This window comes from Brucella sp. HL-2, from assembly GCF_025846885.2.
GTDB classification, from domain to species: Bacteria; Pseudomonadota; Alphaproteobacteria; order Rhizobiales; family Rhizobiaceae; genus Brucella; species Brucella quorumnocens.
Map to the genome: position 1 here is coordinate 1 of NZ_JAOYTK010000003.1, position 26466 is coordinate 26466.

Here is a 26466-nt window from a genome sequence, read left to right on the forward strand (position 1 = left end):
ATTGCAGTAGCCGCCGAAACTTCAAACTGCTCTGCAGCTGCTCGACAGGATTTGCCCTGAGCGATGGCGCGGGTCACACGCTTGCGAAGATCAAGTGAATAAGCTTGCTGGAACATAGCTTTTCCTCCTGACCCAATGAATCATCAATCTAAAAAGCGCGAAATGCCAACAAATATCACCCTCTTTAACGATTCAAAATAATCGCCCCACGCTCTAACTGCGACATGCTTTAGGTAAGAACGAATTATTAGAGCGATTTCTGTGACTTCGCTTTAGCGGGAGCAGTCCTAAGACTTGCTGCAAAGGCCAGTCGCGCCCAATCAGCCATGATTTCAGGGTCGTCGTAAGCCTCGTCTGGTACACTCCAATAAGGCATGGCGACAGGCTTGCCACTCTTCCGACTATCGTAAGCCCATTGTCTGGACCCAGCTTCGATGAAGGCAGCGGCCGTCTGGGAATCGGCTTTCAACAACAGCTCGTCCTGAACAACGAGCGCTATAATCAATCCCTGATGGTAGATACCTTTGCCGCCGAACATGCGACGAATGCTGATCGCTCCTAAGCCTTCAAACAAGTCACGTAAGGATTGATCATCCATTTGGAACGCCGGGTATTTAAGCTGCTCCCTGCATCTGGCGCAGGCTTTCTGGGGACGCTGCAGTCAGCTCAACAGATTCACCGCAACCACAAGCCGATGTCTGATTTGGATTGTTGAATACGAATCCAGTGCGTAGCGTGGTGACTTCGAAATCCATCTGTGTGCCAAGCAGGAATAGCACAGCTTCAGGTGCGATATAAACTTTTGCCCCATCTTTTTCGACGGAATCATCACCGGCTTTCGGCTCAGTGACGAGGTCAATCGTATATTCCATGCCAGCGCAGCCGCCTTTTTTGACGCCGACGCGAATGCCAAGCGCACCGTCACGCGACGCCATGATTTCACTAACGCGAGCTGCTGCTGCATCGGTAAGCGTCAAGACTGAGAAACGGCCCATTTTTCATCTCTTCCGGTGTTATGCTGGTCTGCAACTGGAGAATCATCCAGTTTGTTCGAAGCAATATGCTTTTCTGCGGGATTGCCACGTTTTTACTATAGTTAGTGTTGTAACATCATTACTGCAAGACACCAAATCGGGAGCACAGCCACAACGAGCGTGCACACCTCGGTGCGCTGCAAACAAAGAATTGCTGGAAGAGGAGAAGCGAATGTCGATTGAGCGCATGAAGCCTTTGATACTTGCTGGGGTCGTTGGCGTTTTCAGCACCATTGCTTTGATGTCCGGTGTCTTGACGTCCGGCGCACAAGCACAGGAAGCGCCCAAGAAAGCCGCTCCGGCCCAAGCCCAAACTCAGAAGCAGGAAAAGCCCGTCGAGGAAACCAAACCGTCTAAGCAGACTCAGGATGTCAGTGACGGCATAACTGTTCCTGATTACCGTGATGACCGCTCGACCCCTCAGGCGCTGATGGAGTCCTATTACAATGCGATCAATCGCAAGGAATATTCTCGCGCTTACAGCTATTATTCGGAAGAAGGGCGGGAGCCCGATTTCAAGATATTTGCGAAAGGTTACGAAGGCACAAAAAGCGTAAAGGTTGCGGTTCGGAAGATTGATCCTGATCCGGGGGCGGGGCAGATTTACTGGAGCCTTCCGATAGCAATCGAATCTGAGGGTGACGATGGCAAAAAGGAAGTATTTACAGGCTGTTATACGATCCGTCTCACCAATCCTGGTATGCAGGAAGAGCCACCTTACAAGCCGATGCAGATCATGACGGGCTCGTTGACGAAATCGCCGTTGGCCATCGAAAAGAGCGTGCCGGAAAACTGCGAGGCCCCGTAACGAAAATTCACGCTTGACCTTGCCACGATGGGAAGCTGCACAGTGGTGTCAGTTAAAGCATTTAAACAAAAAGTGCGAAGAGATTTTCCTCTGGGTAGATGCTTTAAAACAACCGGATAGAGCGTTTCGGGTATCCAATCCCAACTGGACCGCTTAAGAGCAAGGAGTGAGTTGAATGGTGACTTTTTCTGTACCGAAGATGAAATGCGGTGGCTGCGCCGATAGTGTCACTGGCGCTCTGCGTAAGCTTGACGAAAAGGCCACTGTTAAGATCGATCTCGATAAGAAAGAGGTCGAGTTTGATGGCAACGCATCGCAGGATGAAGCGCTTCATGCCTTGTCTGCTGCGGGTTATCCCGCGACGATTGCGCAATAATGTGATCGCTATTCTGCGCGTTGTGATGGCGCGCCGCTTGCAAGATATCGATCCAAAGCATAATTGCCGGGCTGAAACGCCCGGCATTTTTGTGGGCTGGTTCATAAGATTGCAGATCGCAGTGACAAAGTGCGGCGCTTACATCTGCAAATCTTATGTTTGGCAAATTTTGTGTCTGATTGACTGGGAGACCGATTTTTGCCACACCAGCGGCAAATCTCGTTTATGGTGCTCCATAACGATAGTGAACCGCGATTGTCACGGATTTGCCGTATGGTCCGGCCTCTGTTCGAAATGGGTGCCAAAAGGCATAATCATCGCGTGATCGCGATAAAGAAGGATGTAGGGCATGGCTATGGCAGCCGATTTCCAGAATCTTCGCACGAAGATGGTCGATAACCAGATCCGTACCACGGATGTAACGGACCTCAGGGTCATCGACGCTTTTCTGACTGTTCCACGCGAAGCTTTTGTTCCGGCAAACCGTCAGGTTCTTGCTTATATCGACGAAGATCAGCTTCTTGAAAGCGAAGGCACTGCGCCACGTTATCTCATGGAACCGTCACCTTTTGCGAAGCTCGTGCAGCTTGCGAAAGTTAACAAGGACGACGTCGTTCTCGATGTCGGTTGCGGCACTGGTTATTCGTCTGCAATCTTTTCTGAGTTGGCTGGATCGGTCATTGGCCTTGAAAGTGATTCCGCACTGGCGGCCGTTGCGACGGCTCGTTTGCAGGAACTTGGCCATGACAATGTTGTGATCGTTTCAGGCGATTTGAATGCAGGCTATCCATCGGAAGCGCCTTACGATGTGATTTTCATCGAGGGTGCAGTTGATTTTGTGCCGGAAGTACTTTTCAATCAGCTTAAAGAAGGCGGCCGTCTGGTTGTCGTCGAAGGGCGTGGAAATGCCGGAATTGCGCGACTTTACGTGAAAGAAAACGGTGTTGCTTCGGGACGCAGCGTTTTCAATACAGCAGTTCGTCCGCTTCCTGGTTTTGAGCGTATTGAGCAGTTCGAGTTTTAATCCAGCGCGTGGGGCAATTCTGCAACGATGCGGAAATTGTTTGTGAAAGCACTGGCGGGAAAGATGGAAATAGCGGAATTTACACGTTATTAAGTCTTCCCGAACCGATCGGTTCGATTATAGATTCGTTTGTTCTGATATGAGGTATACGGTGTTCAAAGCGTGCAAAGGACTTATGGCGGCGGCAATACTCCTGTCTGGCACCGTTTTATCGGGACAGGCCGCTTTGTCAGAGACGCTGAATGGCGCTCTCATGAAAGCCTATAAGAACAACGCGACCCTGAACTCTTCCAGAGCAGGCGTGCGTATCGAGGACGAGAATGTCGCGATTGCGAAATCCGGCTACCGTCCGCAGGTGACAGGTTCGTATAATATCGGTCGCGGAAAGACGCCGACAGCCGGCACGCGCACGACAGGTACCTACGGTATTGAGTTGAACCAGATGCTGTTCGATGGTTTTCAGACCAAGAACAACGTTGCCGCAGCTGAAACCAGTGTGTTTGCGCAGCGCGAAAATCTCCGCAACGACGAACAGAATACACTTCTGGAAGCCGTTCAGGCTTATATGAGTGTGTATCAGCTTCGTCAGATCGCAGCGCTTCGCGAAAAGAATCTCGCTGCTATGAACGAGCAGGTCCGTGCTTCGCGTGCGCGCCTAGATGTTGGTGAAGGCACACGTACCGATGTTGCTCAGTCAGAATCGCAGCGCTCGACCGCCATCGCGGAGCTCAATTCTGCCCGCGCAGACGTGAAGACAGCCGAAGCGACTTATGTTCAGGTTGTTGGTTCACAGCCCGACCGTCTTGCTGCAGCACCTGCTGCCAAGAACCTTCCGCGCACGCCAGATGCTGCCTATGCAAATGCTGTTACTGTGCATCCGGGTATTCTGGCTACCCAGTATGCAGTTAACGCGCAGGGCTACAACGTCAAGGCCAAGGAAGGTGCTTTGCTGCCGACTGTTGGTTTGACTGCAAGTGCAAGCCACCTCGACACCTATGCTGGCACCAATGCTGGTGATGGCAACTCCGCATCGGTTGGCGTCGGTGTAAGCATTCCGATCTATACCGGCGGCCGTACTTCAGCGCAGATACGTCAGGCTAAGGAACAACTCGGCCAGGCACGTATCGAAGTTGATATCATTCAAGACAGGGTTCGTCAGGCGATCAGCTCTGCCTGGTCTCAACTCGAAGCAGCTCGTGCATCCGTCAAGGCAAACCGCGATGGCATCGCGGCAGCTCAGCTGGCTCTTGATGGCGTTATTGAAGAACGCAAGGTCGGACAGCGCACCACGCTCGACGTGTTGAATGCACAGAATGAACTGGTGAAGGTTCAAATCGCGCTTGTTCAGGCTGAGCATGACTCGATCGTTGCAAGCTATGCGCTTCTGAATGCAAGCGGTCGTATGACGGCACAGGACATGCAGTTGCAGGTCGCTCAGTATAAGCCTGAAGAGCACTACAATGCTGTAAAGGACAAGTGGTTCGGCCTACGTACACCAGATGGCCGGTAAACCTTAAAAATATGAGTTACCGAAACGGCGCCATTGGCGCCGTTTTTGTTTGATTCGTCGTGGGAACTGCAATTCTTAACAAAATGATAAAGCTGTGGGTTCGGATTGCATGTGTCTGTGGAGGGATTCTCAAACCGACCAAGGTCCGGTACCCTTAATCCAATGATTCTCTGCCTGTGTGAGTAATTGGCAATAAGGGAAAGACGGACAGCAATGGCACAAACATCCAGCGCAGCACGCGAACCGTCAATGGAAGAGATTCTCGCTTCCATTCGCCGGATTATCGAAGATAGCGATGTTTCGCGTCATCCGATGCCTGCCGCGTCCGCTTTTCCGTCGCGGGGAGAAGTCGCCAAGTTTCGTAAGCCTGTTACTGCTCAGGAATCTCAGCCTGAAGCAGCAGATAAACCAGCTCTCAAGAGCGATACGTTCTTAGATGACACCGTTTTGCGTGGTCCACTATCAGAAACCCCGTCTGCAGTAACCATTGCAGATGAAATTCCTGATGCGGATGAGGAAGAAGACGATTTCGTTCTCGACGCACAAAATGATGATCATCGCGGCGAAGTTGTTGAACCAGTAGCCGAAGTTGACACTGCTCCCTCGTTGGAAGCCAAGATTGCCGTTGAGCTTCACACTGCACAACCTGATGAGACTTCGGAGCCGGAAGTTGAAGCGACGCGCGCTGCTGAAGCTCAACCCGCTGACTTGAAAGTGCAGGGCTCAGCACATATTTTGTCAGAGGGCACCGAACGGAAAGTGGCTGCTGCATTTCAGGATCTGAACCACGCTGTTCACTCGGAACCGCGTCGTTCTTTCGATGAAATCGCTTCTGACCTTTTGCGCCCGATGCTGCAGAGCTGGCTTGATGATAATCTGCCGCTTCTTGTTGAACGACTCGTTCGCGAAGAAATCGAACGTGTGGTGCGAGGCGACCGCTAAGTATCTAAAGCATTTCCAGCAAAAGTACGAAGCGGTTTTGCGTAGGATAATGCTAATGATAATTGGTAAATCGGTTCCAGTGATTCAATCCTGACTGGAGCTGGTTTAACGCCAGATTGGACTTCTTGACCCGTCTGTCTCACAGGCGGGTTTTCACTTTTAGGATGATTTGTCGGCTGTTAGTTGCTATTGAGCCGTCAATCAATTCATTCCGCATAAAGACCGGACAATTCCATGCTTGAGAAGACTTATGACGCCGCGGCTGTAGAGCCGAAAATCGCTGAACGCTGGGAAGAAGCCGGCGCGTTCAAGGCGGGTGCAGGCTCAAAGCCTGGCGCTGATCCCTTTGCTGTTGTCATTCCTCCGCCGAATGTGACCGGTTCGCTGCATATGGGCCACGCGCTTAACAATACGATTCAGGACATCATGGTCCGTTTCGAGCGCATGCGCGGCAAGAATGTTCTCTGGCAACCGGGTTTGGACCATGCGGGCATTGCCACGCAGATGGTTGTTGAGCGTCAGCTTGCTGAACGCCAGGAGCCAACGCGTCATATCATGGGCCGCGAGAAGTTTATTGAGCGCATCTGGCAATGGAAGTCTGAATCAGGCGGGATGATCTCCAATCAGCTCCGTCGTCTCGGCGCATCATGCGATTGGTCACGTGAACGTTTCACGATGGACGAAGGTCTGTCGCGGGCCGTTCTCGAAGTCTTCGTCTCGCTTTACAAGCAGGGACTGATGTACCGCGACAAGCGTCTCGTGAACTGGGACCCGAAGCTTCTCACCGCGATTTCCGACATTGAAGTCGAATCACGTGAGATTAAGGGCAATCTCTGGCATCTGCGCTATCCGCTGGAAAACATTCCGTTCGATCCAGAAAACCCGCATACCTTCATCGTTGTTGCAACGACACGTCCTGAAACCATGCTTGGTGATACGGGTGTTGCTGTTAACCCGAAGGACGAGCGCTATCACGCGTCGGTCGGCAACAACATCGTTCTTCCGCTCGTTGGACGCCGCATACCGATTGTCGCGGACGATTATGCTGACCCGGAAGCCGGTTCCGGTGCTGTGAAGATCACACCTGCGCACGACTTCAACGACTTTGAAGTTGGCAAGCGCAACGATCTTCGCGCAATCAATATTCTGACGCCGTCGGCAGCGATTACGCTCAAGGACAACGTTGATTTCCTCGAAGGTCTGGAACTGACACCTGATCTGATAGCGCTTATCAAAGAGTTCGAAGGTCTGGATCGTTTTGCTGCACGCAAGCGCCTCGTCGAAATGCTTGACGAGCAGGGTTATCTGGAAAAGATCGAGGATCACACCCACGCTGTCCCGCACGGCGATCGCGGTGGTGTGCCAATCGAGCCATATCTGACGGACCAGTGGTATGTGAACGCAGCCGAACTCGCAAAGCCAGCCATGGCTGCGGTTCGTGATGGACGCACACAGATCGTGCCGAAGAATTGGGAAAAGACCTACTTCGACTGGATGGAAAACATTCAGCCATGGTGTGTTTCCCGTCAGCTGTGGTGGGGACATCAGATCCCTGCATGGTACGGCCCGGATGGTCATTGTTTCGTTGAAAAAAGCGAAGAGGAAGCGAAAGCTGCCGCACACGCTCACTACGGCGAACAGGTCGCTCTGGAACGTGACACCGATGTTCTGGATACGTGGTTCTCATCGGGCCTGTGGCCGTTCTCAACGCTGGGCTGGCCAGACAAGACGCCGGAACTTGGCATCTATTATCCGACGAGTGTTCTAGTAACGGGTTTCGACATTCTGTTCTTCTGGGTTGCCCGCATGATGATGATGGGTATGCATTTCATGGAAGAAATTCCGTTCCATACGGTTTATCTCCATGCACTCGTGCGCGACAAGCACGGCGCGAAGATGTCGAAATCCAAAGGCAATGTCATCGATCCGCTTGAGCTGATGGACGAGTATGGCGCGGATGCTCTGCGCTTCACGCTTGCCATCATGGCCGCACAGGGCCGCGATGTTAAGCTCGACCCGGCGCGTATTGCTGGCTATCGCAATTTCGGTACGAAGCTTTGGAATGCGACACGTTTTGCTCAGATGAACGGCGTGAAGCTTGATCCAAACTTCAAGCCTGATGATGCAAAGCTTGCTGTCAATCGCTGGATTCTGACGGAACTGACCAAGGCGGCGCGCGCTGTCACGGAAGGCATTGCGAACTATCGCTTCAATGAAGCGGCAAGCGCGGCATATCGTTTTGTCTGGAACCAGTTCTGCGATTGGTATCTGGAACTGCTCAAGCCAATCTTCATGGGCGACGATGAGCTTGCTAAGGCTGAAGCGCAGGCAACCGCTGCTTACTGCCTGGATGAGATCTACAAGATCCTGCACCCGTTCATGCCATTCATGACCGAAGAGCTCTGGACCTTGACCGCAGGTGAAGGTGCAAAGCGCGATACGGTTCTCGCTTTGGCGCAATGGCCTGAATTGTCATTTGAAGATGAAGAATCAGCTGCTGACATCAACTGGCTGGTTGATCTTGTCATGGGCATTCGCTCTGTTCGTGCGGAGATGAACGTGCCTGCTGGTGCTGTGGCTCCGATCGTGGTGCTTGAGGCAAATGCTGCAACTATCGACCGCTTTGCGCGTCATGATGCTGCAATCAAGCGTCTGGCACGTGTGGAATCAGTTTCCTTTGAAGAGGAAGCGCCAAAGGGTTCAGCGCAGCTGGTGCACGGCGAAGCTACCATTTGCCTGCCTTTGGGCAGCTTGATTGACCTGAAGGCCGAAGCCGCCCGTATGGCCAAGGAAGCAGGCAAGATCGCTGCTGAGATGGAGAAGATCGAAAAGAAGCTCTCGAACGAAAAGTTCGTAGCGAACGCAAAGGAAGAGGTCGTTCAGGCGGAACGTGAGCGTTTGGCAGAACTCAAAGATGCGGCGGCACGCGTGGCGACCGCAGAAGCGCGTATCCGCGAAGCAGGCTGATTTCGTCCGTTCAGATCTGCCTCATTTCGAATCATTAGCCCGGCAGCTTCTAGTTGCCGGGCTTTTGCTTTCAAAGAGGCTGTAATTTTAGCCTTTCAAGGCGTTCTAAAGTTCATCGAACCGCCGTTTCGATTGTTTTTCAGCTCTGTTGCGCTTTAGCAACAAGGCTCTAATTGGGCTAAAAAATGGCAAAATTTGGCGGTTTTGGGTGCTAATAGCCCTGCAAAAATCAGAAGAATTAGCAATTAGCGCGCTTATTTTAAGCTTTTCGTCAAAACAAATCTTCGCTACTCGCGGACCTCCCAATTTATGCATCTTGCAGGCTGAATCCTTCCTGATTTACGTTTGCGTCAAAGTAAATTGCTGAAGTTCATTGCATTCTGTTTGGGAGGACATTTTATGAAGCTGCAGCGCATGAAAGCTGTCGGGATCGCAGTCGGCCTGTTGGGGAGTGCCGTTACTGCACATGCGGGCGGTCTGGAGCGGAGTTCGCAGGATTTTGATATCCTGTTCGAGCAGGGCACCGTGATCGATACAACGGGCACCTACGTTTCACCACAGCGTAAGCTGAAAAATATCCGCGGCCCGATTGGCGCTGCGACAGGTGGCATCAATCCGCTGAACGGTCGTCCTTATTCCAATGATGTGGACGAAGCAAAAAGCTATTGGGTACCGAAGTTCTCAGCCAAGGTTGATCTTACGGACGATCTGGCTTGTGCGGCACAGTATCGTCAGCCATGGGGCATTCACACGGATGTCGGCACTGATAACATTCGCATGTTCACTGCTATCGAACAGAAGATTTCATCCAATGATTATGGCTTGAACTGTTCTTATCGTTTCAACGCGGGTGAAAAAGGTTACTTCCGTCTTCTCGGCGGCGTCAGCTATCAGGAGCTGAAGGGTGAACAGACCCGTATGATTCCTCCGGGCTCAGCTTTCGGCGGTTCGTTCCGTGTCGCTTCGCTTGACGTTGAAGACAAGGCATTTGGCTGGCGTATCGGTGCTGCCTATGAACTCCCGGAATATGCGATCCGCGCAACGGTCGTCTATCAGTCTGAAGTCAAATACAATCTTGAAGGCACCATTGATAATCTGGCTCTGAGCCCAATCACTGGCCGCGCACTTCCGATTAGCGTTGCTGGCGATGTTGCCACACCGCAGTCGGTCGAATTCAAGTTCCAAACAGGTATTGCTCCAGATTGGCTCGCTTTCGGTTCGGTCAAGTGGACTGATTGGTCGAGCGTTGAAATGGTTGCATTCAACTCTTCTTCCAATCTACAGCTTGCTCCCGGTGCGATCGTTCCTAAGGGAACGAATATCACCAACCTGAACCTTTATTATCAGGATGGCTGGACTGTCAGCGGTGGCGTTGGACACAAGTTCAACGATCAGTGGTCTGCTGCAGCAACTGTTACTTGGGACCGTGGAACGACAACAGGCTTGACGTCTCAAACCGACATCTGGCTCTTCGGCCTGGGCACGAACTATAAGGCAACCCAAAACTTTGAAGTTCGTCTTGCAGGTGCTGCTGGCTGGCTGACATCTGGTGAGATGGACGACACTGTAATCAACGGTAAGCCAAACCCAACCGGCTCCAAAGGTGAATTCGGAAACGACTTCGTTGGCGCTTTGTCGCTGACAGCTAAGGTCAAGTTCTGATCTTTTAAGAGAAGTAACAAAAAGCCCGGCTCTAAGCCGGGCTTTTTCATTTAAGAGTAAAGATTTTACTGTTCAAGGCGAGCAAGCAGGGAAGACGTATCCCAGCGGCCACCGCCTATCTTCTGCACTTCCTTGTAGAACTGATCGACCAGTGCGGTTACAGGCAGTAGCGCGCCATTGCGGTCAGCTTCCTCAAGACAGATACCGAGATCCTTGCGCATCCAGTCGACAGCAAAACCAAACTCATAATTGCCTTCATTCATCGTGCTGTGCCGGTTTTCCATCTGCCAGGAACCTGCAGCACCCTTGGAGATAACGCCAATCAGCTTCTCGATATCCAGACCAGCTTTCTTGCCGAAGTGAATGCCTTCGGCGAGGCCCTGAACCAGGCCTGCAATGCAAATCTGGTTGACCATCTTGGCGAGCTGGCCCGATCCAACGGGGCCCATCAGCCCGACCGAACGCGCATAGGCTTCGATAACAGGTTTGGCCTTCTCAAAGACCGCTTCCGACGCACCGACCATCACGGTCAGAACACCGTTTTCTGCACCAGCCTGGCCACCAGACACAGGCGCATCAATGAAATGAAAGCCACGCTGCTGCGCTTCGGCGTCAAGTTCACGTGCGACTTCTGCGGATGCCGTGGTGTTATCGATGAAAACAGCACCCTTTTTCATTGTCGAAAAAGCGCCATCTGAACCAGTCGTCACTTCACGCAAATCGTTGTCATTGCCAACGCAGCAAAAAACGAAATCCGCATCGCGCGCGGCTTCAGCAGGAGTGGCTGCATGTTTTCCGCCGAACTGTTCAGCCCATTTGGCAGCCTTTGCACTGGTGCGATTATAGACCGTAACGTCATAGCCGCCTTTGGTTTTCAAATGGCCGGCCATCGGATAGCCCATTACGCCGAGGCCGAGGAAGGCCACTTTTATTGCTGTCATTCTTTGTCCCTCCAGAGAGAAATTGGTGGATCAGGTGAGTGGCGTCATGACCGCCTTGCGATAGGCGGGACGCTGCGTGAGACGGTTATACCAGTCTTCAAGATGAGGGGTTGACGGGCGCTCGATAGGAAACTTGAACCATGCGTAGGCATAACAACCCAACGGAATGTCACCAACGCCGAAATCGTCGCCTGATAACCATGGCTGGTTGGCAAGTGCTTGATCGGCAATTTTGAGCGATCGCGTCATGCCTTCAATCCCGCGCTGCACGACTGCCTCGTCGCGCTTATCTTCGGGAAGCCGGATCAAATTGGTGATCACATCGCGAAAGTCGGCATAGAGCGTGGAGGGAGCCCAATCCATCCATTTTTCTGCTTGCGCACGTTTTGCAGGGGGTTCAATCCAAAGGCCGCTCTTTGCATGCGTTGCGGCGAGATAACGAACGATTACATTCGATTCCCAAAGTGTGGTGTCACCATCTTCAAGAAGCGGGATGAGGCCATTGGGGTTCCGAGCAAGAAAACTTTCATCCTGCAGGCCGCCAAACTGTCCACCCGCATCGATCTGCTCATATTTGAGCCCGAGTTCTTCAGCTATCCAAAGCACCTTTTTTACATTGGTGGAATTGGTTCGACCCCAGATTTTCAACATGATTGAGCCTATCGATTTGCGATTAAAAAGCGCGAGATGCGCTTCAGAGAGGTATGCATTTAAAGCAGATCGCCCCCGGTAGCTGCAAGGCTAACGGGGGCGATAAATTTTCTTTTATTCGTCAGTTCAGCGGATCAAATGCCTTGTCAATCGCCGTTCAAGGAAGTCCCAGACGTGCCGCAGACATTCGACAATCAGCAAGTAGATAACCGCTGCCCAGATGTAGGTCTGGAAATCGAACGTCCTTGAATAGGCACGGCGGGTTTCCCCCATGAGATCAAGCACGGTGATGATTGCGACGATAGCCGATCCTTTGATCATCAGAATGATTTCGTTGCCATACGGACGCAAAGCCACGATCAAGGCCTGAGGCAGGATTACTTTCCAGAACGTCACACGCTTGGAGATACCAAGAGCCGCCGCACCTTCCCATTGCCCAGCAGCAACGCTCTGAATAGCACCACGCAGGATTTCTGCCTGATATGCCGCTGTGTTGAGCGAGAAAGCCAGAATTGCGCAGTTCCATGCATCGCGGAAGAACACCCAAAGACCAACACTTTCAAGGAACGGACGAAACGTTCCGAAGCCGTAATAGATCAGGAAGGTCTGAGCGAGCAGCGGTGTGCCACGGAAGAAATAGACATAGCCAAAAGCGATGCCACGCAGCCAACGGTTCTTTGACATGCGAGCCGCCGTGATCGGCAGAGACAGGAGCGCGCCAATAACAATCGAAATCGCTACGAGCCGCAAAGTAACCAGCAGACCAGACCAATAGCGCGGTGCGTAGGTTTCAAACAGATCAATACGCCACACATTATAGAGGTATAGCGCAAGTCCGATGAAGAGCAGGCCCCAGAATACCACGATGATATGCCCGGCAATTCGAGCGCCCGTCCAACTTCTGACAACTGGCGGTGGGGCTAATACCGTTGCTGCGCCATGTGATGTACCTTCACTCATAATCATGCACCCCGCGACGCGCTATTGCCCGCATCGGCCCATCGAGCGATGCGGTTGATGAAATATGAGGAGATGATCGCAAGCGCGAGATAGAGCAAGCAGGCGACGCCGAAGAACAGGAATGGCTCTTTAGTGACGCGCGCGGCAATCGACGTTTGGCGCAGGATATCCGAGAGTGTAATAACCGATACGAGTGACGTATCTTTCAGCAAAACCAGCCAGAGATTAGCAAGGCCGGGAAGCGCGATCTTGATCAATTGCGGCAGGATGATTTTGCGCATGGTCTGCCAATACGAAAGGCCGACCGCATAGCCGCCTTCATATTGTCCACGCGGAATAGCTCGAAAAGCAGACAAAAAGACTTCGCTGGAATATGATGAAAACACAAAACCGAGCGCAATCATGCCTGCAACGAAGGCATTGATTTCAACATTTGCGTTGATATTGAAAAAACTGAGCAGTTGTTGAAGCAGCAAAGACGCGCCAAAATAGACAAGGAAGAGCGTCAATAACTCCGGAAGTCCACGGAAAATAGTGGTGTAAATGTTGCTTGCGAGGCGTATCGAAGGTTCGCTCGATTGCTTACCCAGAGCAACAATGAAACCAAGTACCAGGCCTACGGGCAATGTCGCAAGGGCCAAGGAAATCGTGACGACAAGTCCCCATGCGATACTTTTACCCCAGCCGTCGGGGCCAAAACTTAACAAGGTGGCGTAATGTTCCATGCGCCTAATCTCTTCCTAAGGGCTTCAAGTCTGTGGTGAAACTAGACCTGATAGATTTTGAATTTTCTCTTTATAGCCCAAATAGTTACGCCGGTTTACTTGGAAGTAAACCGGCGTTTTAATGTTAAAATATCTTAGTTTTCTGCACCGTAAGCGTCGAAATCAAAGTACTTGTCATTGACTTCTTTGTACTTACCGTTGGCGCGGATTGCCTTGATCGCTTCGTTGAACTTTTCAACCAGCTCAGGACGGCCCTTTTTGAAGGCAACGCCAGCACCAGGACCGTGAATTTCGATAACTGGTGGGAAAGTACCAACCATCTTGCAACAAGCGCCATCTGGCGTTTTCAGCCATTCGGCCAGCGTCACGCTATCGTCGTTGACGGCGTCCAGACGGCCATTGGCTAGATCGAGACGATATTCTTCTGCAGTCGGATAAGCCTTGATCGTGCTGTCGGTGAAGGTCTTTTCCGAATAGTTGGCATGCGTGGTCGAAACCTGTACGCCAATCGTCTTGCCTGCGAGATCTTCTTTAGTCACACCCTTGATGTCGGTGTCCTTAGGTGCTGCAACACCGGGAGGCGTGTTGTAATATTTGTTTGAGAAGTCGACCTGCTTCTTGCGTTCGTCAGTAATGGACATGGACGCGATGAAGGCATCGAACTTGCCGGACTGAAGGGCAGGGATAGCACCGTCCCACTCCTGCGTCACGAACTCGCATTCAGCTTTCATTTCGTCGCAGAGCGCTCTGGCAATATCGACGTCAAAGCCGGAAAGCGTGCCATCTGGCTTGATGAAGTTGAATGGAGGGTAGGCACCCTCCGTGCCAATCTTAAGCTTCAGGGGTTCCTGAGCATTGGCAATACCGGCGCTCATGCTGCCGAGTGTGATGGCAAGTACTGCAACTGATGTCGCCGCAGCGATACGCTTAATAACGCGCATTCTTAGTCCTCTCGTTTAGTTGTGGCTGGTTCCCTGATTCTTTTTCTGGTTCAGCCGCTTCAAGAGATGCTGTCGACATAAAACCTTAAGTAGTAAGCCTGACAGTGGATCCCCCGTTCACTACAAATAGATGTCAGAGCTGACAACGCGCAATATTTTTTCGCACTTATGCCCAATCATCCGCCCAGGCTTTGATAATCCCACCATTTTCCATGTCTTTGCAAGACGGTTGGCGTAATTTAATTGTGCATGCAGAAAGGGGTTTCAAAAGGGTTTTCTATAGAATATGGCGATATGACCGTGTTTTTTACGGATATTATCTCAACTAATGGGGAAATCCTCAAAGCTTCATCAATTGCACAACGAAGTCGGCAATTTCTTCCACTGCATCCAGACTAAACACGGGCAATTTTTCATGTTGATCCATGTGGTCGCTTGCAATTGCAACAATGCTTGGATCGTCCTCGTATAGTGGCGGACCGTCATGTCCGAGGGAGCGTCGCAGCTCGATTTTCTTATGAGATTCGCGCTTATAACCTTCGATCAAAACCAGATCACACGGGGCGAGTTTGCTCGCAATTGCTGCTAACGACGGTTCTTCTTCGCCCAGATTTTCATGCATGATTGCATAGCGCGCTGAGGATACAATTGCGACTTCTGCGGCACCTGCATTTCTGTGTCGCCATGAATCTGTGCCGACGTGATCGATATCAAAATTATGGTGTGCATGTTTCACAGTGGAGATTCGGTAGCCGCGTTTGGTCAGTTCCTGAACGAGCTTCTCGGTCAGCGTGGTTTTGCCGGAATTTTTCCAGCCAGTAATACCGAACAGCTTATGGGTCATTTCATGGCCTCGTTCAGACGGGTCGCTTCAATCAGGTCATCAGGTTTGTTGATGTTGAAGAAGGGGTCACAAGTCTCGCTATCGGCGAGCTGCATAAGGGAAAATTCAACCACTTCAAAGCCGATATGGTGTGCGAAGGCGAGGACGCTGGCTTTGTCAGTATGTGCAAGCCATTCGTCGAGTGGCTGCAAAAGGTCTGTCTTCCACAGTCCGAAAATCGGATGCACACGCCCATTCGAGCTCGCCAGCACAATGCGAGCAACGGTATTCTTTTGCTGCTCATGTAGTCGGGACGCCAGATCGCGGGGAAAGAACGGGCCGTCGGCTGCAACGCTCACCACGAATGGGTAGTCATGAGCATATTCAAGAGCGGTTTTTAACCCGACAAGCGGTCCACCGTGCGAAGAGGGCTTATCTCGGATTACCGGAATATTCAGCTCCGGTAGACGCTCAGGATCGCCATTTGCATTGAGAAAAACATGATCGACTTGTGGCGAAAGCCGCTCTGCAACATGCTCGACGATCATCGTTGAGCCGAGTTTTTGCAGGAATTTGTCTCCCGCCACACCTCCCGCTTGCATGCGTCTGGATTGACCGCCCGCAATAATCGCGCCCGCGATGCGGATCATATCCCCCATTACGAAGGTTCCACTCCAGTTGGCGTCGCGGCCAATGTGCTTTTATTCTGCTCACGCTTTTTGCGAACATTCTCGCGATAGACCATATAGATGCCGCTTCCGACGACGAGAATTGACCCAGCAATTGTATAGGAATCTGGAGCTTCGTTGAAGACTACCGTGCTCAATAGGATCGCCCAAAGCAGGCTCGAATAACGGAAGGGCGAGACAAACGAGATTTCACCTTCCCGCATGGCCATGATGATGAAGTGATATCCGACCAGCAGAAGTCCCGCAGCCAAAGCCATGATAAGAACTGGCACAAGACCAACGGGCTGCCAGCCACCCATAGGCAGGATGAGGCCACCGCCAGTGATAGCTATGGCACCGGCGGTCAGCGTGGACAGATAAAGTGTCGGGACATGTGCGGGCACACGACGGGTCGCGATATCACGCATGGCGGCAAAGCAGACGCTGGATAGCAAAATGCCTACGGCAGCAAGACTCGCCGAACTATCGGTGCCGGGACGAATGATGATGATAACGCCGACCAGCCCGAAGGAGATACACATCCAGCGCCGCCAGCCAACTTTTTCATTGAGGAATAGCACGGCGCCAAGGGTGACGACCAGCGGCGTTGCTTGAAATACCGCTGAGCAAAATGCCTGTGAAAGATGGCCGAGAGAGAAGATATAAGTGACGGTCGCCAGCACTTCGCCCAAGACGCGCAAAACCGTCATCAAGTCCATTGACAAATGGCGCAATGCGCCGTTGCGCCAGGCGAGCAGGCCTATCGCAATTGTCGCAAATATCCCGCGGATAAACATATACTGACCGCTGTTCATCTGGGTCAGCAGATATTTCGTCATAGTATCGCCGATGGTGAATGTACCCATGGCGAGGAGCATAAATATACTTGCACGAAAATTAGCTGACTGCGGCACGATATAGAATCCGGTTTAGGAATGTATATCGCTATCGCATCAATTGGATTCGGTCCAATTTATACTTGTTGCATATGTATTTAAATTATTTATCCGCCCGTAAGGCTCATATGGCGCGCTACGGCCGGGCGGTTGTGGTCACGGTCAATGATGAAATCATGGCCTTTGGGCTTGCGAGAGATGGCTTCATCAATGGCATCGTTTAGTATGGTGTCGCTCTCACTTGCACGGACCGCAACACGCAAATCTGCATCGTCGTTCTGCCCCAGACACATATAGAGCATGCCAGTACAAGTGAGGCGTACACGATTGCAGCTTTCGCAGAAATTATGTGTGAGAGGCGTAATGAAACCAAGACGCCCGCCGGTTTCAGCAATAGTGACATAACGGGCAGGGCCGCCCGTGCGGTAAGGAATGTCGGACAACGTAAACTGCTGGCTTAGATCGGCGCGCAGCTGTGAAAGTGGCAGATACTGATCGGTGCGATCGAACTCGATTTCGCCCATGGGCATGGTTTCGATCAAGGTCATGTCCATGTCGCGGTCATGCGCCCAGCGGATCAGTTCCGGAATTTCGTATTCATTGAAGTTCTTTAACGCAACCGCATTGATTTTAACGCGAATCCCAGCCTTTTGGGCCGCATCGATACCCTCTATGACGCGATCAAGATCGCCCCAACGTGTGATGGTACGGAATTTATCGGGGTTGAGCGTATCCATCGAAACGTTGATACGCCGCACGCCGCAATCCGCCAGCTCATCCGCATATCGGGCCAGCTGGGAACCATTGGTGGTGAGTGTCAATTCGTCCAGTGCACCTGTTTTAAGGTGACGCGATAGTCCGTGAATAAGATGCATGATATTTTTGCGGACAAGTGGTTCTCCGCCTGTCAGTCGCAACTTGCGGACGCCCTTGTCGATGAATGCACTGCAGATGCGATCAAGTTCTTCGAGCGTCAGCAGGTCTTTCTTCGGCAGGAAAGTCATATGCTCCGCCATGCAATATGTGCAGCGGAAGTCGCAACGATCAGTCACTGAAACGCGCAAATAGGTAACCGCGCGCCCAAACGGATCAATCATTTGTCCGGTGGGAGAAACAACAGGCAGAACTTGAGAACCTTGCATAGAGTAAGCCATTGTTTCCACACGATGCAGAACCCATTCTGCATCTTAGCTCTAGATAAGTGGCCTCGAACGCTTTGTCCAGTTTACGCGTTTGCTAAGCACCTTCAAGTGATAAGGCATTAATCTGACGCGTCAGTCTTTTTGTCTCTTCTCTTCGAGACTGAACATCAATATCTCTTTGATTTGGCGAAATTCAGAGCGTCGGGAGCATATTTTATATGTCAGCCTTCATATGCTGCAGAATGAACAGCCGCTGGAATGACGGAGAACAATTATGAGTGATGTCTGGCCAACCGAATTGCGTGTCTCGAAAGACCGCAAGCTTCTGACAGTGGCGTTTGAAAGCGGTGAACGGTTTGAGCTGACTGCGGAGCTTCTGCGTGTCTTGTCTCCATCTGCGGAAGTGCAGGGACACTCACCGGAGCAGCGTGTGACCGTTGGCGGCAAGCGTAATGTAGAAATTATGCGCATGGACCCTATTGGCAATTATGCCGTCCGCATCACCTTCGACGATATGCACGATACGGGCCTGTTCTCATGGACCTATCTCCACAAGCTCGGCACTGAGAAAGACACGCTTTGGCAGACTTATCTGGATGAACTTGCGGGAAAAGGTCTGAAACGCGATCCGAGATAAAAAAGGGCGGTTTCCCGCCCTTTATTTTCAATCAGGTTTTTATCTCAACCGAGATTGAGTTCCTTGAAGAAGTCGTTGCCCTTGTCATCGATGACGATAAAGGCGGGGAAGTCGACCACTTCAATACGCCAGATGGCTTCCATGCCAAGTTCTGGATACTCGACAACTTCGACCTTTTTAATGCAATCCTGCGCAAGACGAGCGGCCGGGCCGCCAATCGATCCAAGGTAGAAGCCGCCGTGAGTGCCGCAGGCTTCGCGCACCTGTCGCGAGCGATTGCCTTTGGCGAGCATCACCATCGAGCCACCAAACGACTGGAACTGATCAACGTAGGAATCCATTCGGCCAGCCGTTGTCGGGCCGAAAGAACCCGAGGCGTAACCAGCTGGAGTTTTTGCCGGACCCGCATAATAGATCGGATGGTTCTTGAAGTATTCGGGCATCGCTTCGCCATTTTCCAGGCGCTCACGGATTTTCGCATGCGCCAGATCGCGTGCGACGATAATCGAACCGGTCAGCGAGAGCTGCGTCTTTACAGGATGCTTTGACAGTTCCTTGAGGATGTTTTCCATCGGCTGATTGAGGTCGATCTTGACCACATGCGATGACAGCTTTTCCTCGTCAATCTCAGGCATATATTGTGCCGGATTTGTTTCAAGCTGTTCAAGGAAGATACCGTCTCTGGTGATCTTTCCTTTGGCCTGACGATCGGCAGAGCAGGAAACACCCAGGCCAATAGGCAGCGATGCACCGTGGCGTGGCAAACGGATAACACGAACGTCGTGGCAGAAATACTTGCCGCCGAACTGCGCGCCGACACCAAGCGACTGGGTCAGTTTGTGAATCTCAGCTTCCATTTCCAGATCACGGAAAGCATGGCCCGTCTCGGAACCTTGCGTTGGCAGACTATCGAGATAGCGTGTTGATGCCAGTTTCACCGTCTTCAGGTTCATTTCAGCAGACGTACCGCCGATAACGATTGCCAGATGATAAGGCGGGCAGGCTGCCGTGCCGAGGCTGAGGATCTTGTCCTTCAGAAAGTTGATCATGCGATCGTGGGTCAACAGAGAAGGCGTCCCCTGAAACAAGAACGTCTTGTTGGCCGAACCGCCGCCCTTGGCTACAAACAGGAACTTGTAAGCGTCTTCGCCTTCTTCATAGATGTCGATCTGAGCAGGCAGATTGTTCTTGGTGTTCTTTTCCTCGAACATCGAAAGTGGGGCAAGCTGCGAATAACGCAGGTTCTTCTTGTTATAGGCATCAAGAACGCCGGCACCAAGCGCATCTGCGTCGCCGCCTTCCGTCCAGACGCGACGGCCTTTCTTGCCCATTATGATAGCAGTGCCAGTATCCTGACACATCGGCAAAACACCACCAGCGGCAATATTGGCGTTCTTCAAAAGATCATAAGCAACGAAGCGGTCATTATCGGTTGCTTCGGGATCTTCCATAATATTGGCAAGCTGCTGCAAATGGCCGGGGCGTAACAGGTGATTGATATCAGCAAATGCCGCTTCCGAAAGAATGCGCAGGCCTTCAGCGTCAACGCTCAGGATTTCCTGTCCCTTGAACGTGTCGACCGACACGTGTTCCGAAGTTAGTTTGCGATAAGGGGTTTTATCTTCGCCAAGAGGGAAAAGATCGGCGGCGCTTGCTTCTGCCATTGTGGTACCTCGCTTGCTTGCCTGCGGCATCTCGTAAGATGCGCTCCGTTATTCAGCCCAAACCAAAGTCAGGGCATATTCTGCGGGGCTTTTATCGCGATGCAGGGCGGAATCCACTGCGGCACATTGTTCAGCCGCACAGTAAAGAGACAGGCAGTGTGACCGCAAAAGCGCTTTTCAAGAAAAATTGATAGAGTTGGGACCAAAATTATTGGAGGATGCGTTAACGTTAAAAGATTCTATACGACATTCATCAATTCTATGGGCAAAGATTGAAGCGGATTCGCTTTTTAGCGATTGCATTGAATGGGCGGTTAGAATGCAGTTCTCCAGACATTTGAATCGGGACATTAAAGATAGTCGCAAGAGCGGTCCTTATGTCCGTAATGCGCTTGTTTTAGCGCTAGCAGCATCGACGTTGTTCTCAACAGCGCAGGCGCAGGCAGCAAATTCATTGCTGGAGCTGTTTCAGCAGCGTCGCCAGCAGCAGGCTCAGCCTGCTCAACCTCCCGTTCAGTCCGCGCCAGTGGCTCCAGCACAGCGCACAGCGAAACCTGTTTCCGTACCAAGAGCTGCTGTCCCACCGGCGCAGCGTGTTACGGTTAAGGGCCCGCAAATCTATAACTACAAGCCGGACGCGCTGATAAAGGTCGATTTCTCAGCCGTCGATATGCAGGTGACGGCTGCAGTTGATCCTGCTCGTGTCGATCCTTTGACGTCAGGCATGTCCCCGATTGGTCCTTCGAAAAAGGTTGACGAAACGCAAGGCGAACGCGCTTTTGATGCGGCAACGGATTATCTAAAAACCGTCGATGTGAAGGCTGAGAAGCAGATCGCCGAAGCGATTGTCAGTTTCTATTCGGAAAAACGCACATTCCTTTGGTCATCAGATAGCAAAGCACTCGATAAGGCGCGGAACGTTGCAGCTTTCTTTGCACAGGCTGATGATGACGGTTTGAATCCCGAAGAATATGCTGTGGTTATTCCGGGCGATCATTTTGATGAAGCACAGCAGGCAGAACGCCAACAGAAACTTGCCGACTTTGAAATCCGCATGTCTGCGCGGGCTTTGCGTTATGCAATCGATGCCGGTGAGGGCCGTGTCGTTGCCGACAGGTTGAGTGGGTTCCATGATCTGCCGCGTGGTCGCGTTGATCCAAAGGCGGTGTTGGCGCGGCTCGCATCCGAAAGCGATCCAGTCGCTTATCTTAAGAGTTTCCAGCCCAATAATGAGGCTTACGCTTCATTGAAGCGCGAACTGGCGCAGACCGAAGCACCAGCAGGTGAACCTATCCGAATTTCGCTTGATAAGGCGATCCGGCCCGGCGACACCAACGATCAGCTTGGCAAAGTCGTGGCGCTAATCACGCGACACGCGCCTGCCAGCTATCTCGAACTGCATCGCGATGTGTTGCAGACCCATGCCGATGCCAGCCTATATGATCCTGAGTTGGCAGTTGCCATTAAGGACTATCAGAAGCTTTCCGGTAGCACGCCAGATGGCATAATCGGCAAGAACACGATTGCAGCTCTTCAAGGTGAGCAGGATTCGGTCAAGCGTGATCGTATTCTCTATTCGATGGAGCGTTTGCGCTGGCTTCCGCATGATTTTGGTTCGCGCTATGTGATGGTCAATCAGCCATCCTATCGGGCTGAATATTTCGAAGACGGCAAAGAAAAGCTAGCTATGAATGTGGTCATCGGTTCGCCAACCCATCAGACCTATTTTTTCTATAACAAAGTTCAGACAGTTGTTTTTAATCCGTCCTGGGGCGTTCCGCGCTCGATCATTTTGAACGAAATGCTACCCAAGGTAATGCGCGATACCAGTTATCTCGATCGCAATGGCTATGAAGTCTATGTCGGTGGTAAGAAGGTTTCAGCGAGCGCTGTAAACTGGAGCGCAGTTGCTGCCGGTAAAGCCCATGTTGGCATCCGCCAGAAGCCTAGCCTTGATAACGCATTGGGCGAGTTGAAGATTTTGTTCCCGAATGCCCACGACATCTACATGCACGATACTCCGGCGAAGTCTTATTTCAACCGTGACATGCGTGCCTTGAGCCATGGTTGTATTCGTCTGGAGCGCCCACGCGACATGGCAGCTGCCGTTTTGGGTAAGCCAGTCGAAGAGCTGGGTAAATATTTTGGCAAGGACGAACGCGGCCTCAAGGTGGCAAATCCGGTTCCGGTTTACATTGCCTATTTCACGGCCTGGCCAGATGCGAACGGCAATGTTCGTTTCTTCAATGATATCTACGACCGCGATTCAGGCTTACAGAAAGCGTTCGACAAAACTGCCGAATCGCGTTTGGCCGCTCTTTGAACGGTCAGTGCTTATCCGGCTTACGAGTGATTTCAACGAATAGTGCTGCATGCATAGACAAACAGCATCAAGAACAAAAAAAGCGGGCTTAAAGCCCGCTTTTCTATTTTAGTTCTGAACGTAACAAGCTTTTCCCTGACCGCGTGCAGGATCACCGAAAGTACGATTGTCACAGCGGACACCGTCACGGAATACCCGTTCTACAAAACGCCCTTTGGCTCCGTAGCGTACGACCTTACGACCATAAAAATCGCAGAAGCCGTTTTCTTTCGCGCATTGTTGCCAATCGCCGCGACCTCGGTCATCACGTCTGTTATCACGCCAGTCATTACGGCGATCATCGCGACGATCGTCACGCCAGTCGTTGCGTCGATCATCACGTCGATCTTCATAACGATCACGGACGACAAAAGAGCAGCTTTTCCGCGCACCAGGGGCTGGATCACCAAAAACCTGGTTGGAGCAACGCACGTTCGGACCGTCGATGAACTGAGACGTTCCACGGCCATTCGCGCCGTAGATGACTTCGGTTGGGTAGGGAAGCCTGCATGTTTCGTTTTCACCGGCACAGCGCTGCAATTGTGCGGCCTCGGCTGGTGCAGGTGCAAGAGCATACATAGATGCAACGAAAGCTGAGAGGCCTGCGATGAGGCTTATTTTATTAGACAGAAGAGCTGTCATGGTTAACACCATTGTTTGAATGTCTGATGAGTTCTTATAGAATTTAGTTCTTGAATATAGAATGAACAGCGACCCGTGTTTCAACGGATCGAAATCTCAATCACGTGCGATTACAGCGGTTCCAGTTAAGGCTGAATCGTTGGAACTGTTGTAACTATTTGTTTTTACGCACTATCCTACGCAAAACCGCTTCGCACATTTTGCTGGAAATGCTTTAATTGAACGCAAATCGTGTAAAAATTCCAGTTAGATAGTTCCCTTTTTTTAATGAATCCGCAAGAGTGCGGTCTGATGTTTCTCGTCAGCAAGGTCGTAAGAAAATGCATGGTGAATACAAGGTCCACGGTGGCAAGCTGGTCGTTATTGATCTGGAAGTTCAGGATAACAAACTGAGCGAGGTTCAGGTTGCAGGTGACTTTTTCCTCGAGCCAGCAGAAGCGCTAGATGATATTCGCGATGCACTGAATGGTTTGCCTGCAACCGCTTCATCCGAAGAGATTGCAGACGCTGTCCGTAAGGAACTTCGCCCTGATGCATTCATGATCGGGTTTAGCCCGGAAGCTGTGGCAATTGCTGTTCGTCGGGCGCTTGGTGTTGCTCGTACATGGCGCGACTACGAATGGCAGATCATCGATATTCCGCCGCTTACGCCGACAATGCATTTGGCATTGGACGAAGTTTTGGCGCGCGAAGTGGCTGCAGGACGCCGTGCGCCGACGCTGCGTTTTTGGGAGTGGGAACGCCCGTCGATCATCATCGGTGCGTTTCAGTCGCTGCGCAATGAAGTGGATATGGAAGCAACCAAGGAGTTGGGCGTGGAAACGGTGCGCCGTGTAACGGGCGGCGGTGCCATGTTCGTAGAGCCGGGTAACTCTATTACCTATTCGCTTTATGCGCCGGGCGATCTGGTCCGCGATATGAGTTTCGCCGATTCCTATGCATTCCTCGATGAATGGGTGCTAAAATCGCTGAACTCTCTCGGTATTGATGCTTTCTATAAGCCGCTCAACGATATTTCGAGTTCAAAGGGCAAGATCGGCGGCGCGGCACAAAAACGTTATTCGGGCGGAACCGTTTTGCATCACGTCACCATGGCTTATGATATGGACGCCGAGAAAATGGTGAAAGTTCTGCGCATTGGGCGAGAAAAACTTTCGGATAAAGGTACAGCCAGTGCGGTCAAGCGTGTCGACCCCGTGCGTAGCCAGACCGGCTTGCCGCGCCGCGAAGTCATCGACCGCATGACGGAAATGTTCATATCATTAAATGGCGGGGTGAGCGGATCAATCACGCCTGAGGAATTTGCAGCCGCCGAACAGCTTGTTGAGGAGAAATTCGCAACCGAAAAGTGGCTGCACCACATCCCATAAGCAAAGAATGGCTGCAACGACCATCGCGCCGCGTGACAGCGCGGGCAAGCCATGCCATAGGGAGGCCAAGTTATCACAAGGCCTCCCACGCAAATGATCCGTATCGACAATATCAGTAAGTCCAATAGCCACCGTATTCTCTTTATCGAAACTTCCGCCGCCCTGAACCGTGGCGAGAAGATTGGCCTTGTTGGTCCGAATGGTGCTGGCAAGACAACGCTTTTCCGTATGATTACCGGCGAAGAATTGCCCGATGAAGGACAGGTCACTGTCGAAAAAGGCGTGACGATTGGCTATTTCAACCAGAATGTGGGCGAAATGGGCGGGCGTTCGGCCGTTGCTGAGGTGATGGATGGGGCAGGGCCGGTTAGTGTTGTTGCCGCCGAACTCCGTGAACTTGAAGCCGCCATGTGTGATCCTGATCGTCTCGACGAGATGGATGCAATCATTGAACGTTATGGCGAGGTTCAGGGACGCTACGAAGAGCTGGATGGTTATGGTCTCGATGGACGCGCGCGCGAAGTTCTGGCAGGTCTCAGTTTCAGCCAGGAAATGATGGATGGTGACGTTGGCAAACTGTCCGGCGGCTGGAAGATGCGCGTGGCGCTTGCCCGCATTCTTCTGATGCGTCCTGATGTGATGTTGCTCGACGAACCAAGCAACCATCTCGATCTTGAAAGCCTTATATGGCTTGAAGCTTTCCTCAAGAATTATGACGGCGCGTTGCTCATGACCTCACATGACCGCGAATTCATGAACCGGATTGTCACCAAGATCATCGAAATCGACGGTGGTTCGCTTAATTCCTACAACGGTGATTATGGTTTCTATGAGGGTCAGCGTGCGCTTAATGAAAAGCAGCAGCAGGCCCAGTTCGAGCGTCAGCAGGCGATGCTGGCCAAGGAAATCAAGTTCATTGAACGTTTCAAGGCGCGTGCGTCACATGCCTCGCAGGTGCAGAGCCGCGTGAAGAAGCTTGAGAAAATCGACCGGGTCGAGCCACCACGTCGCCGCCAGACTGTTGCCTTTGATTTCGCGCCTGCTCCGCGTTCTGGCGAAGATGTGGTCAGCCTCAAAGGCGTCAACAAGACCTATGGTAGCCGTACGATTTATGATGGTCTGGACTTCATGGTTCGCCGCCGCGAACGCTGGTGCATCATGGGTGTGAATGGCGCAGGCAAATCGACCTTGCTCAAGCTTGTCACTGGCGCGACTGAACCAGATCAGGGCATTGTGAACCTTGGCGCCAGTGTGAAGCTTGGCTATTTCGCGCAGCACGCCATGGATATTCTCGATGGCGACAGCACCATTCTTGAATGGCTCGAACAGCGCTTTCCAAAAGCAGGGCAGGCGCCTTTACGCGCTTTGGCAGGCTGCTTTGGTTTCTCAGGCGATGATATCGAAAAGAAGTGCCGTGTGTTGTCCGGCGGTGAGAAAGCCCGACTTGTCATGGCCGCAATGCTGTTTGATCCGCCGAACTTCCTCGTACTTGATGAGCCGACGAACCATCTGGATCTTGACACCAAGGAAATGTTGATCAAGGCGCTTTCTGCTTATGAAGGCACGATGCTTTTTGTATCGCATGATCGTCGTTTTCTGGCAGCACTTTCCAATCGCGTTCTGGAACTTACGCCGGATGGCATTCAGCAATACGGCGGTGGCTACAGCGAATATGTTGAAAGCACCGGACAGGAAGCGCCGGGGCTGCATGTTGGATAAGG

24 protein-coding genes are annotated in these 26466 nt (G+C 51.8%); 11 read left to right on the forward strand and 13 right to left on the reverse strand.

The annotated features are described in order from the left end of the window. Window positions 1-247 precede the first annotated feature (247 nt). Window positions 248-598 (reverse strand): TfoX/Sxy family protein, encoded by a 351-nt coding sequence (locus OIV19_RS05815; RefSeq protein ID WP_095446542.1) that lies wholly within the window; start codon window positions 596-598, stop codon window positions 248-250. Between the two features lie 16 nt (window positions 599-614). Continuing rightward, window positions 615-995: a Fe-S cluster assembly scaffold SufA gene (sufA, locus tag OIV19_RS05820; protein WP_024898879.1), complete on the reverse strand. Its 381-nt coding sequence runs from the start codon at window positions 993-995 to the stop codon at window positions 615-617. A gap of 211 nt (window positions 996-1206) precedes the next feature. Between sufA and OIV19_RS05825 the strand changes: the two genes are divergently transcribed. The 7 genes from OIV19_RS05825 to OIV19_RS05855 all read left to right on the forward strand — a co-directional run bounded on the left by OIV19_RS05825 (window position 1207) and on the right by OIV19_RS05855 (window position 10323). Continuing rightward, a complete protein-coding gene (locus OIV19_RS05825) occupies window positions 1207-1842 on the forward strand; it encodes a hypothetical protein (protein WP_264230976.1) in 636 nt (211 codons plus the stop codon). Between the two features lie 175 nt (window positions 1843-2017). Then, on the forward strand, window positions 2018-2218 hold the full coding sequence (locus OIV19_RS05830; protein WP_095446545.1) for a heavy-metal-associated domain-containing protein: 201 nt from the start codon (window positions 2018-2020) through the stop codon (window positions 2216-2218). A gap of 355 nt (window positions 2219-2573) precedes the next feature. After that, on the forward strand, window positions 2574-3242 hold the full coding sequence (locus tag OIV19_RS05835) for a protein-L-isoaspartate O-methyltransferase family protein (RefSeq protein ID WP_264231146.1): 669 nt from the start codon (window positions 2574-2576) through the stop codon (window positions 3240-3242). A 139-nt stretch (window positions 3243-3381) separates the two neighbouring features. Further along, a complete protein-coding gene (locus OIV19_RS05840; RefSeq protein WP_151094929.1) occupies window positions 3382-4752 on the forward strand; it encodes a TolC family outer membrane protein in 1371 nt (456 codons plus the stop codon). A gap of 213 nt (window positions 4753-4965) precedes the next feature. Further along, window positions 4966-5694, forward strand: a complete 729-nt coding sequence (locus OIV19_RS05845) for a PopZ family protein (protein ID WP_264230977.1) — start codon at window positions 4966-4968, stop codon at window positions 5692-5694. A gap of 234 nt (window positions 5695-5928) precedes the next feature. Then, window positions 5929-8661 carry a valine--tRNA ligase gene (locus OIV19_RS05850; RefSeq protein ID WP_264230978.1) on the forward strand — a complete coding sequence of 911 codons (2733 nt, stop codon included), beginning with the start codon at window positions 5929-5931 and terminating at the stop codon, window positions 8659-8661. A gap of 414 nt (window positions 8662-9075) precedes the next feature. Further along, a complete protein-coding gene (locus OIV19_RS05855; protein WP_264231147.1) occupies window positions 9076-10323 on the forward strand; it encodes an OmpP1/FadL family transporter in 1248 nt (415 codons plus the stop codon). 65 nt (window positions 10324-10388) lie between these two features. Here OIV19_RS05855 and OIV19_RS05860 read toward each other — a convergent pair whose 3' ends face one another. The 9 genes from OIV19_RS05860 to moaA form a co-directional block, all read right to left on the reverse strand. Beyond that, on the reverse strand, window positions 10389-11264 hold the full coding sequence (locus OIV19_RS05860) for an NAD(P)-dependent oxidoreductase (protein WP_264230979.1): 876 nt from the start codon (window positions 11262-11264) through the stop codon (window positions 10389-10391). Between the two features lie 30 nt (window positions 11265-11294). Continuing rightward, the gene (locus OIV19_RS05865; RefSeq protein WP_264230980.1) at window positions 11295-11915 is read right to left on the reverse strand and encodes a glutathione S-transferase; all 621 of its coding nucleotides are present in this window, start codon (window positions 11913-11915) and stop codon (window positions 11295-11297) included. 126 nt (window positions 11916-12041) lie between these two features. Beyond that, a complete protein-coding gene (locus tag OIV19_RS05870; RefSeq protein ID WP_151094925.1) occupies window positions 12042-12875 on the reverse strand; it encodes an ABC transporter permease in 834 nt (277 codons plus the stop codon). A gap of 2 nt (window positions 12876-12877) precedes the next feature. Next, window positions 12878-13600, reverse strand: coding sequence for an ABC transporter permease (locus OIV19_RS05875; protein ID WP_095446551.1), 723 nt, complete (start codon window positions 13598-13600; stop codon window positions 12878-12880). Window positions 13601-13734: 134 nt separating this feature from the next. Then, a complete protein-coding gene (locus OIV19_RS05880; protein ID WP_095446552.1) occupies window positions 13735-14541 on the reverse strand; it encodes an ABC transporter substrate-binding protein in 807 nt (268 codons plus the stop codon). Between the two features lie 340 nt (window positions 14542-14881). Beyond that, window positions 14882-15385, reverse strand: a complete 504-nt coding sequence (gene mobB, locus OIV19_RS05885) for a molybdopterin-guanine dinucleotide biosynthesis protein B (protein ID WP_095446553.1) — start codon at window positions 15383-15385, stop codon at window positions 14882-14884. Next, window positions 15382-16023: a molybdenum cofactor guanylyltransferase MobA gene (gene mobA / locus OIV19_RS05890; RefSeq protein WP_264230982.1), complete on the reverse strand. Its 642-nt coding sequence runs from the start codon at window positions 16021-16023 to the stop codon at window positions 15382-15384. Before mobA ends, mobB begins: the two co-directional genes overlap by 4 nt. After that, window positions 16023-16910 carry a DMT family transporter gene (locus OIV19_RS05895; protein ID WP_095446554.1) on the reverse strand — a complete coding sequence of 296 codons (888 nt, stop codon included), beginning with the start codon at window positions 16908-16910 and terminating at the stop codon, window positions 16023-16025. The genes mobA and OIV19_RS05895 overlap by 1 nt, the downstream gene beginning before the upstream one ends. 125 nt (window positions 16911-17035) lie before the next feature. Then, window positions 17036-18070 (reverse strand): GTP 3',8-cyclase MoaA, encoded by a 1035-nt coding sequence (gene moaA, locus OIV19_RS05900; protein WP_319637587.1) that lies wholly within the window; start codon window positions 18068-18070, stop codon window positions 17036-17038. A gap of 274 nt (window positions 18071-18344) precedes the next feature. Here moaA and OIV19_RS05905 point away from each other — a divergent pair, with 274 nt between their 5' ends. Further along, window positions 18345-18707, forward strand: coding sequence for a gamma-butyrobetaine hydroxylase family protein (locus OIV19_RS05905; RefSeq protein ID WP_264230983.1), 363 nt, complete (start codon window positions 18345-18347; stop codon window positions 18705-18707). A 44-nt stretch (window positions 18708-18751) separates the two neighbouring features. Here OIV19_RS05905 and OIV19_RS05910 read toward each other — a convergent pair whose 3' ends face one another. Next, entirely contained in the window at window positions 18752-20371 is a 1620-nt protein-coding gene (locus tag OIV19_RS05910; protein WP_264230984.1) for a fumarate hydratase, read from the reverse strand. Window positions 20372-20690: 319 nt separating this feature from the next. Between OIV19_RS05910 and OIV19_RS05915 the strand changes: the two genes are divergently transcribed. Further along, entirely contained in the window at window positions 20691-22694 is a 2004-nt protein-coding gene (locus tag OIV19_RS05915; RefSeq protein ID WP_264230985.1) for a L,D-transpeptidase scaffold domain-containing protein, read from the forward strand. A gap of 108 nt (window positions 22695-22802) precedes the next feature. Here the strand turns inward: OIV19_RS05915 and OIV19_RS05920 are convergent, their stop codons facing one another. Continuing rightward, window positions 22803-23375: a hypothetical protein gene (locus OIV19_RS05920; RefSeq protein ID WP_319637588.1), complete on the reverse strand. Its 573-nt coding sequence runs from the start codon at window positions 23373-23375 to the stop codon at window positions 22803-22805. Between the two features lie 281 nt (window positions 23376-23656). Between OIV19_RS05920 and lplAB the strand changes: the two genes are divergently transcribed. Next, window positions 23657-24745 carry a lipoate-protein ligase LplAB gene (gene lplAB / locus OIV19_RS05925; RefSeq protein WP_244923288.1) on the forward strand — a complete coding sequence of 363 codons (1089 nt, stop codon included), beginning with the start codon at window positions 23657-23659 and terminating at the stop codon, window positions 24743-24745. A 93-nt stretch (window positions 24746-24838) separates the two neighbouring features. Continuing rightward, complete coding sequence (locus tag OIV19_RS05930) at window positions 24839-26464, forward strand: ABC-F family ATP-binding cassette domain-containing protein (protein WP_264230986.1); 1626 nt, start codon at window positions 24839-24841, stop codon at window positions 26462-26464. Window positions 26465-26466: the final 2 nt, after the last annotated feature.

Excerpts from the sequence above, each read along its gene's own strand:
- OIV19_RS05850 (WP_264230978.1), top strand. The coding sequence starts at position 5,929 with ATGCTTGAGAAGACTTATGACGCCGCGGCTGTAGAGCCGAAAATCGCT.
- OIV19_RS05845 (WP_264230977.1), top strand. The coding sequence starts at position 4,966 with ATGGCACAAACATCCAGCGCAGCACGCGAACCGTCAATGGAAGAGATT.
- OIV19_RS05880 (WP_095446552.1), bottom strand. The coding sequence starts at position 14,541 with ATGCGCGTTATTAAGCGTATCGCTGCGGCGACATCAGTTGCAGTACTT.
- OIV19_RS05915 (WP_264230985.1), top strand. The coding sequence starts at position 20,691 with ATGCAGTTCTCCAGACATTTGAATCGGGACATTAAAGATAGTCGCAAG.
- OIV19_RS05840 (WP_151094929.1), top strand. The coding sequence starts at position 3,382 with ATGAGGTATACGGTGTTCAAAGCGTGCAAAGGACTTATGGCGGCGGCA.
- OIV19_RS05905 (WP_264230983.1), top strand. The coding sequence starts at position 18,345 with ATGAGTGATGTCTGGCCAACCGAATTGCGTGTCTCGAAAGACCGCAAG.
- OIV19_RS05860 (WP_264230979.1), bottom strand. The coding sequence starts at position 11,264 with ATGACAGCAATAAAAGTGGCCTTCCTCGGCCTCGGCGTAATGGGCTAT.
- mobB (WP_095446553.1), bottom strand. The coding sequence starts at position 15,385 with ATGACCCATAAGCTGTTCGGTATTACTGGCTGGAAAAATTCCGGCAAA.
- mobA (WP_264230982.1), bottom strand. The coding sequence starts at position 16,023 with ATGGGGGATATGATCCGCATCGCGGGCGCGATTATTGCGGGCGGTCAA.
- OIV19_RS05920 (WP_319637588.1), bottom strand. The coding sequence starts at position 23,375 with ATGACAGCTCTTCTGTCTAATAAAATAAGCCTCATCGCAGGCCTCTCA.
- OIV19_RS05825 (WP_264230976.1), top strand. The coding sequence starts at position 1,207 with ATGTCGATTGAGCGCATGAAGCCTTTGATACTTGCTGGGGTCGTTGGC.
- OIV19_RS05835 (WP_264231146.1), top strand. The coding sequence starts at position 2,574 with ATGGCAGCCGATTTCCAGAATCTTCGCACGAAGATGGTCGATAACCAG.
- OIV19_RS05875 (WP_095446551.1), bottom strand. The coding sequence starts at position 13,600 with ATGGAACATTACGCCACCTTGTTAAGTTTTGGCCCCGACGGCTGGGGT.
- OIV19_RS05895 (WP_095446554.1), bottom strand. The coding sequence starts at position 16,910 with ATGCTCCTCGCCATGGGTACATTCACCATCGGCGATACTATGACGAAA.
- OIV19_RS05815 (WP_095446542.1), bottom strand. The coding sequence starts at position 598 with ATGGATGATCAATCCTTACGTGACTTGTTTGAAGGCTTAGGAGCGATC.
- OIV19_RS05870 (WP_151094925.1), bottom strand. The coding sequence starts at position 12,875 with ATGAGTGAAGGTACATCACATGGCGCAGCAACGGTATTAGCCCCACCG.
- OIV19_RS05930 (WP_264230986.1), top strand. The coding sequence starts at position 24,839 with ATGATCCGTATCGACAATATCAGTAAGTCCAATAGCCACCGTATTCTC.
- sufA (WP_024898879.1), bottom strand. The coding sequence starts at position 995 with ATGGGCCGTTTCTCAGTCTTGACGCTTACCGATGCAGCAGCAGCTCGC.
- OIV19_RS05910 (WP_264230984.1), bottom strand. The coding sequence starts at position 20,371 with ATGGCAGAAGCAAGCGCCGCCGATCTTTTCCCTCTTGGCGAAGATAAA.
- OIV19_RS05830 (WP_095446545.1), top strand. The coding sequence starts at position 2,018 with ATGGTGACTTTTTCTGTACCGAAGATGAAATGCGGTGGCTGCGCCGAT.
- OIV19_RS05855 (WP_264231147.1), top strand. The coding sequence starts at position 9,076 with ATGAAAGCTGTCGGGATCGCAGTCGGCCTGTTGGGGAGTGCCGTTACT.
- OIV19_RS05865 (WP_264230980.1), bottom strand. The coding sequence starts at position 11,915 with ATGTTGAAAATCTGGGGTCGAACCAATTCCACCAATGTAAAAAAGGTG.
- moaA (WP_319637587.1), bottom strand. The coding sequence starts at position 18,070 with ATGCAAGGTTCTCAAGTTCTGCCTGTTGTTTCTCCCACCGGACAAATG.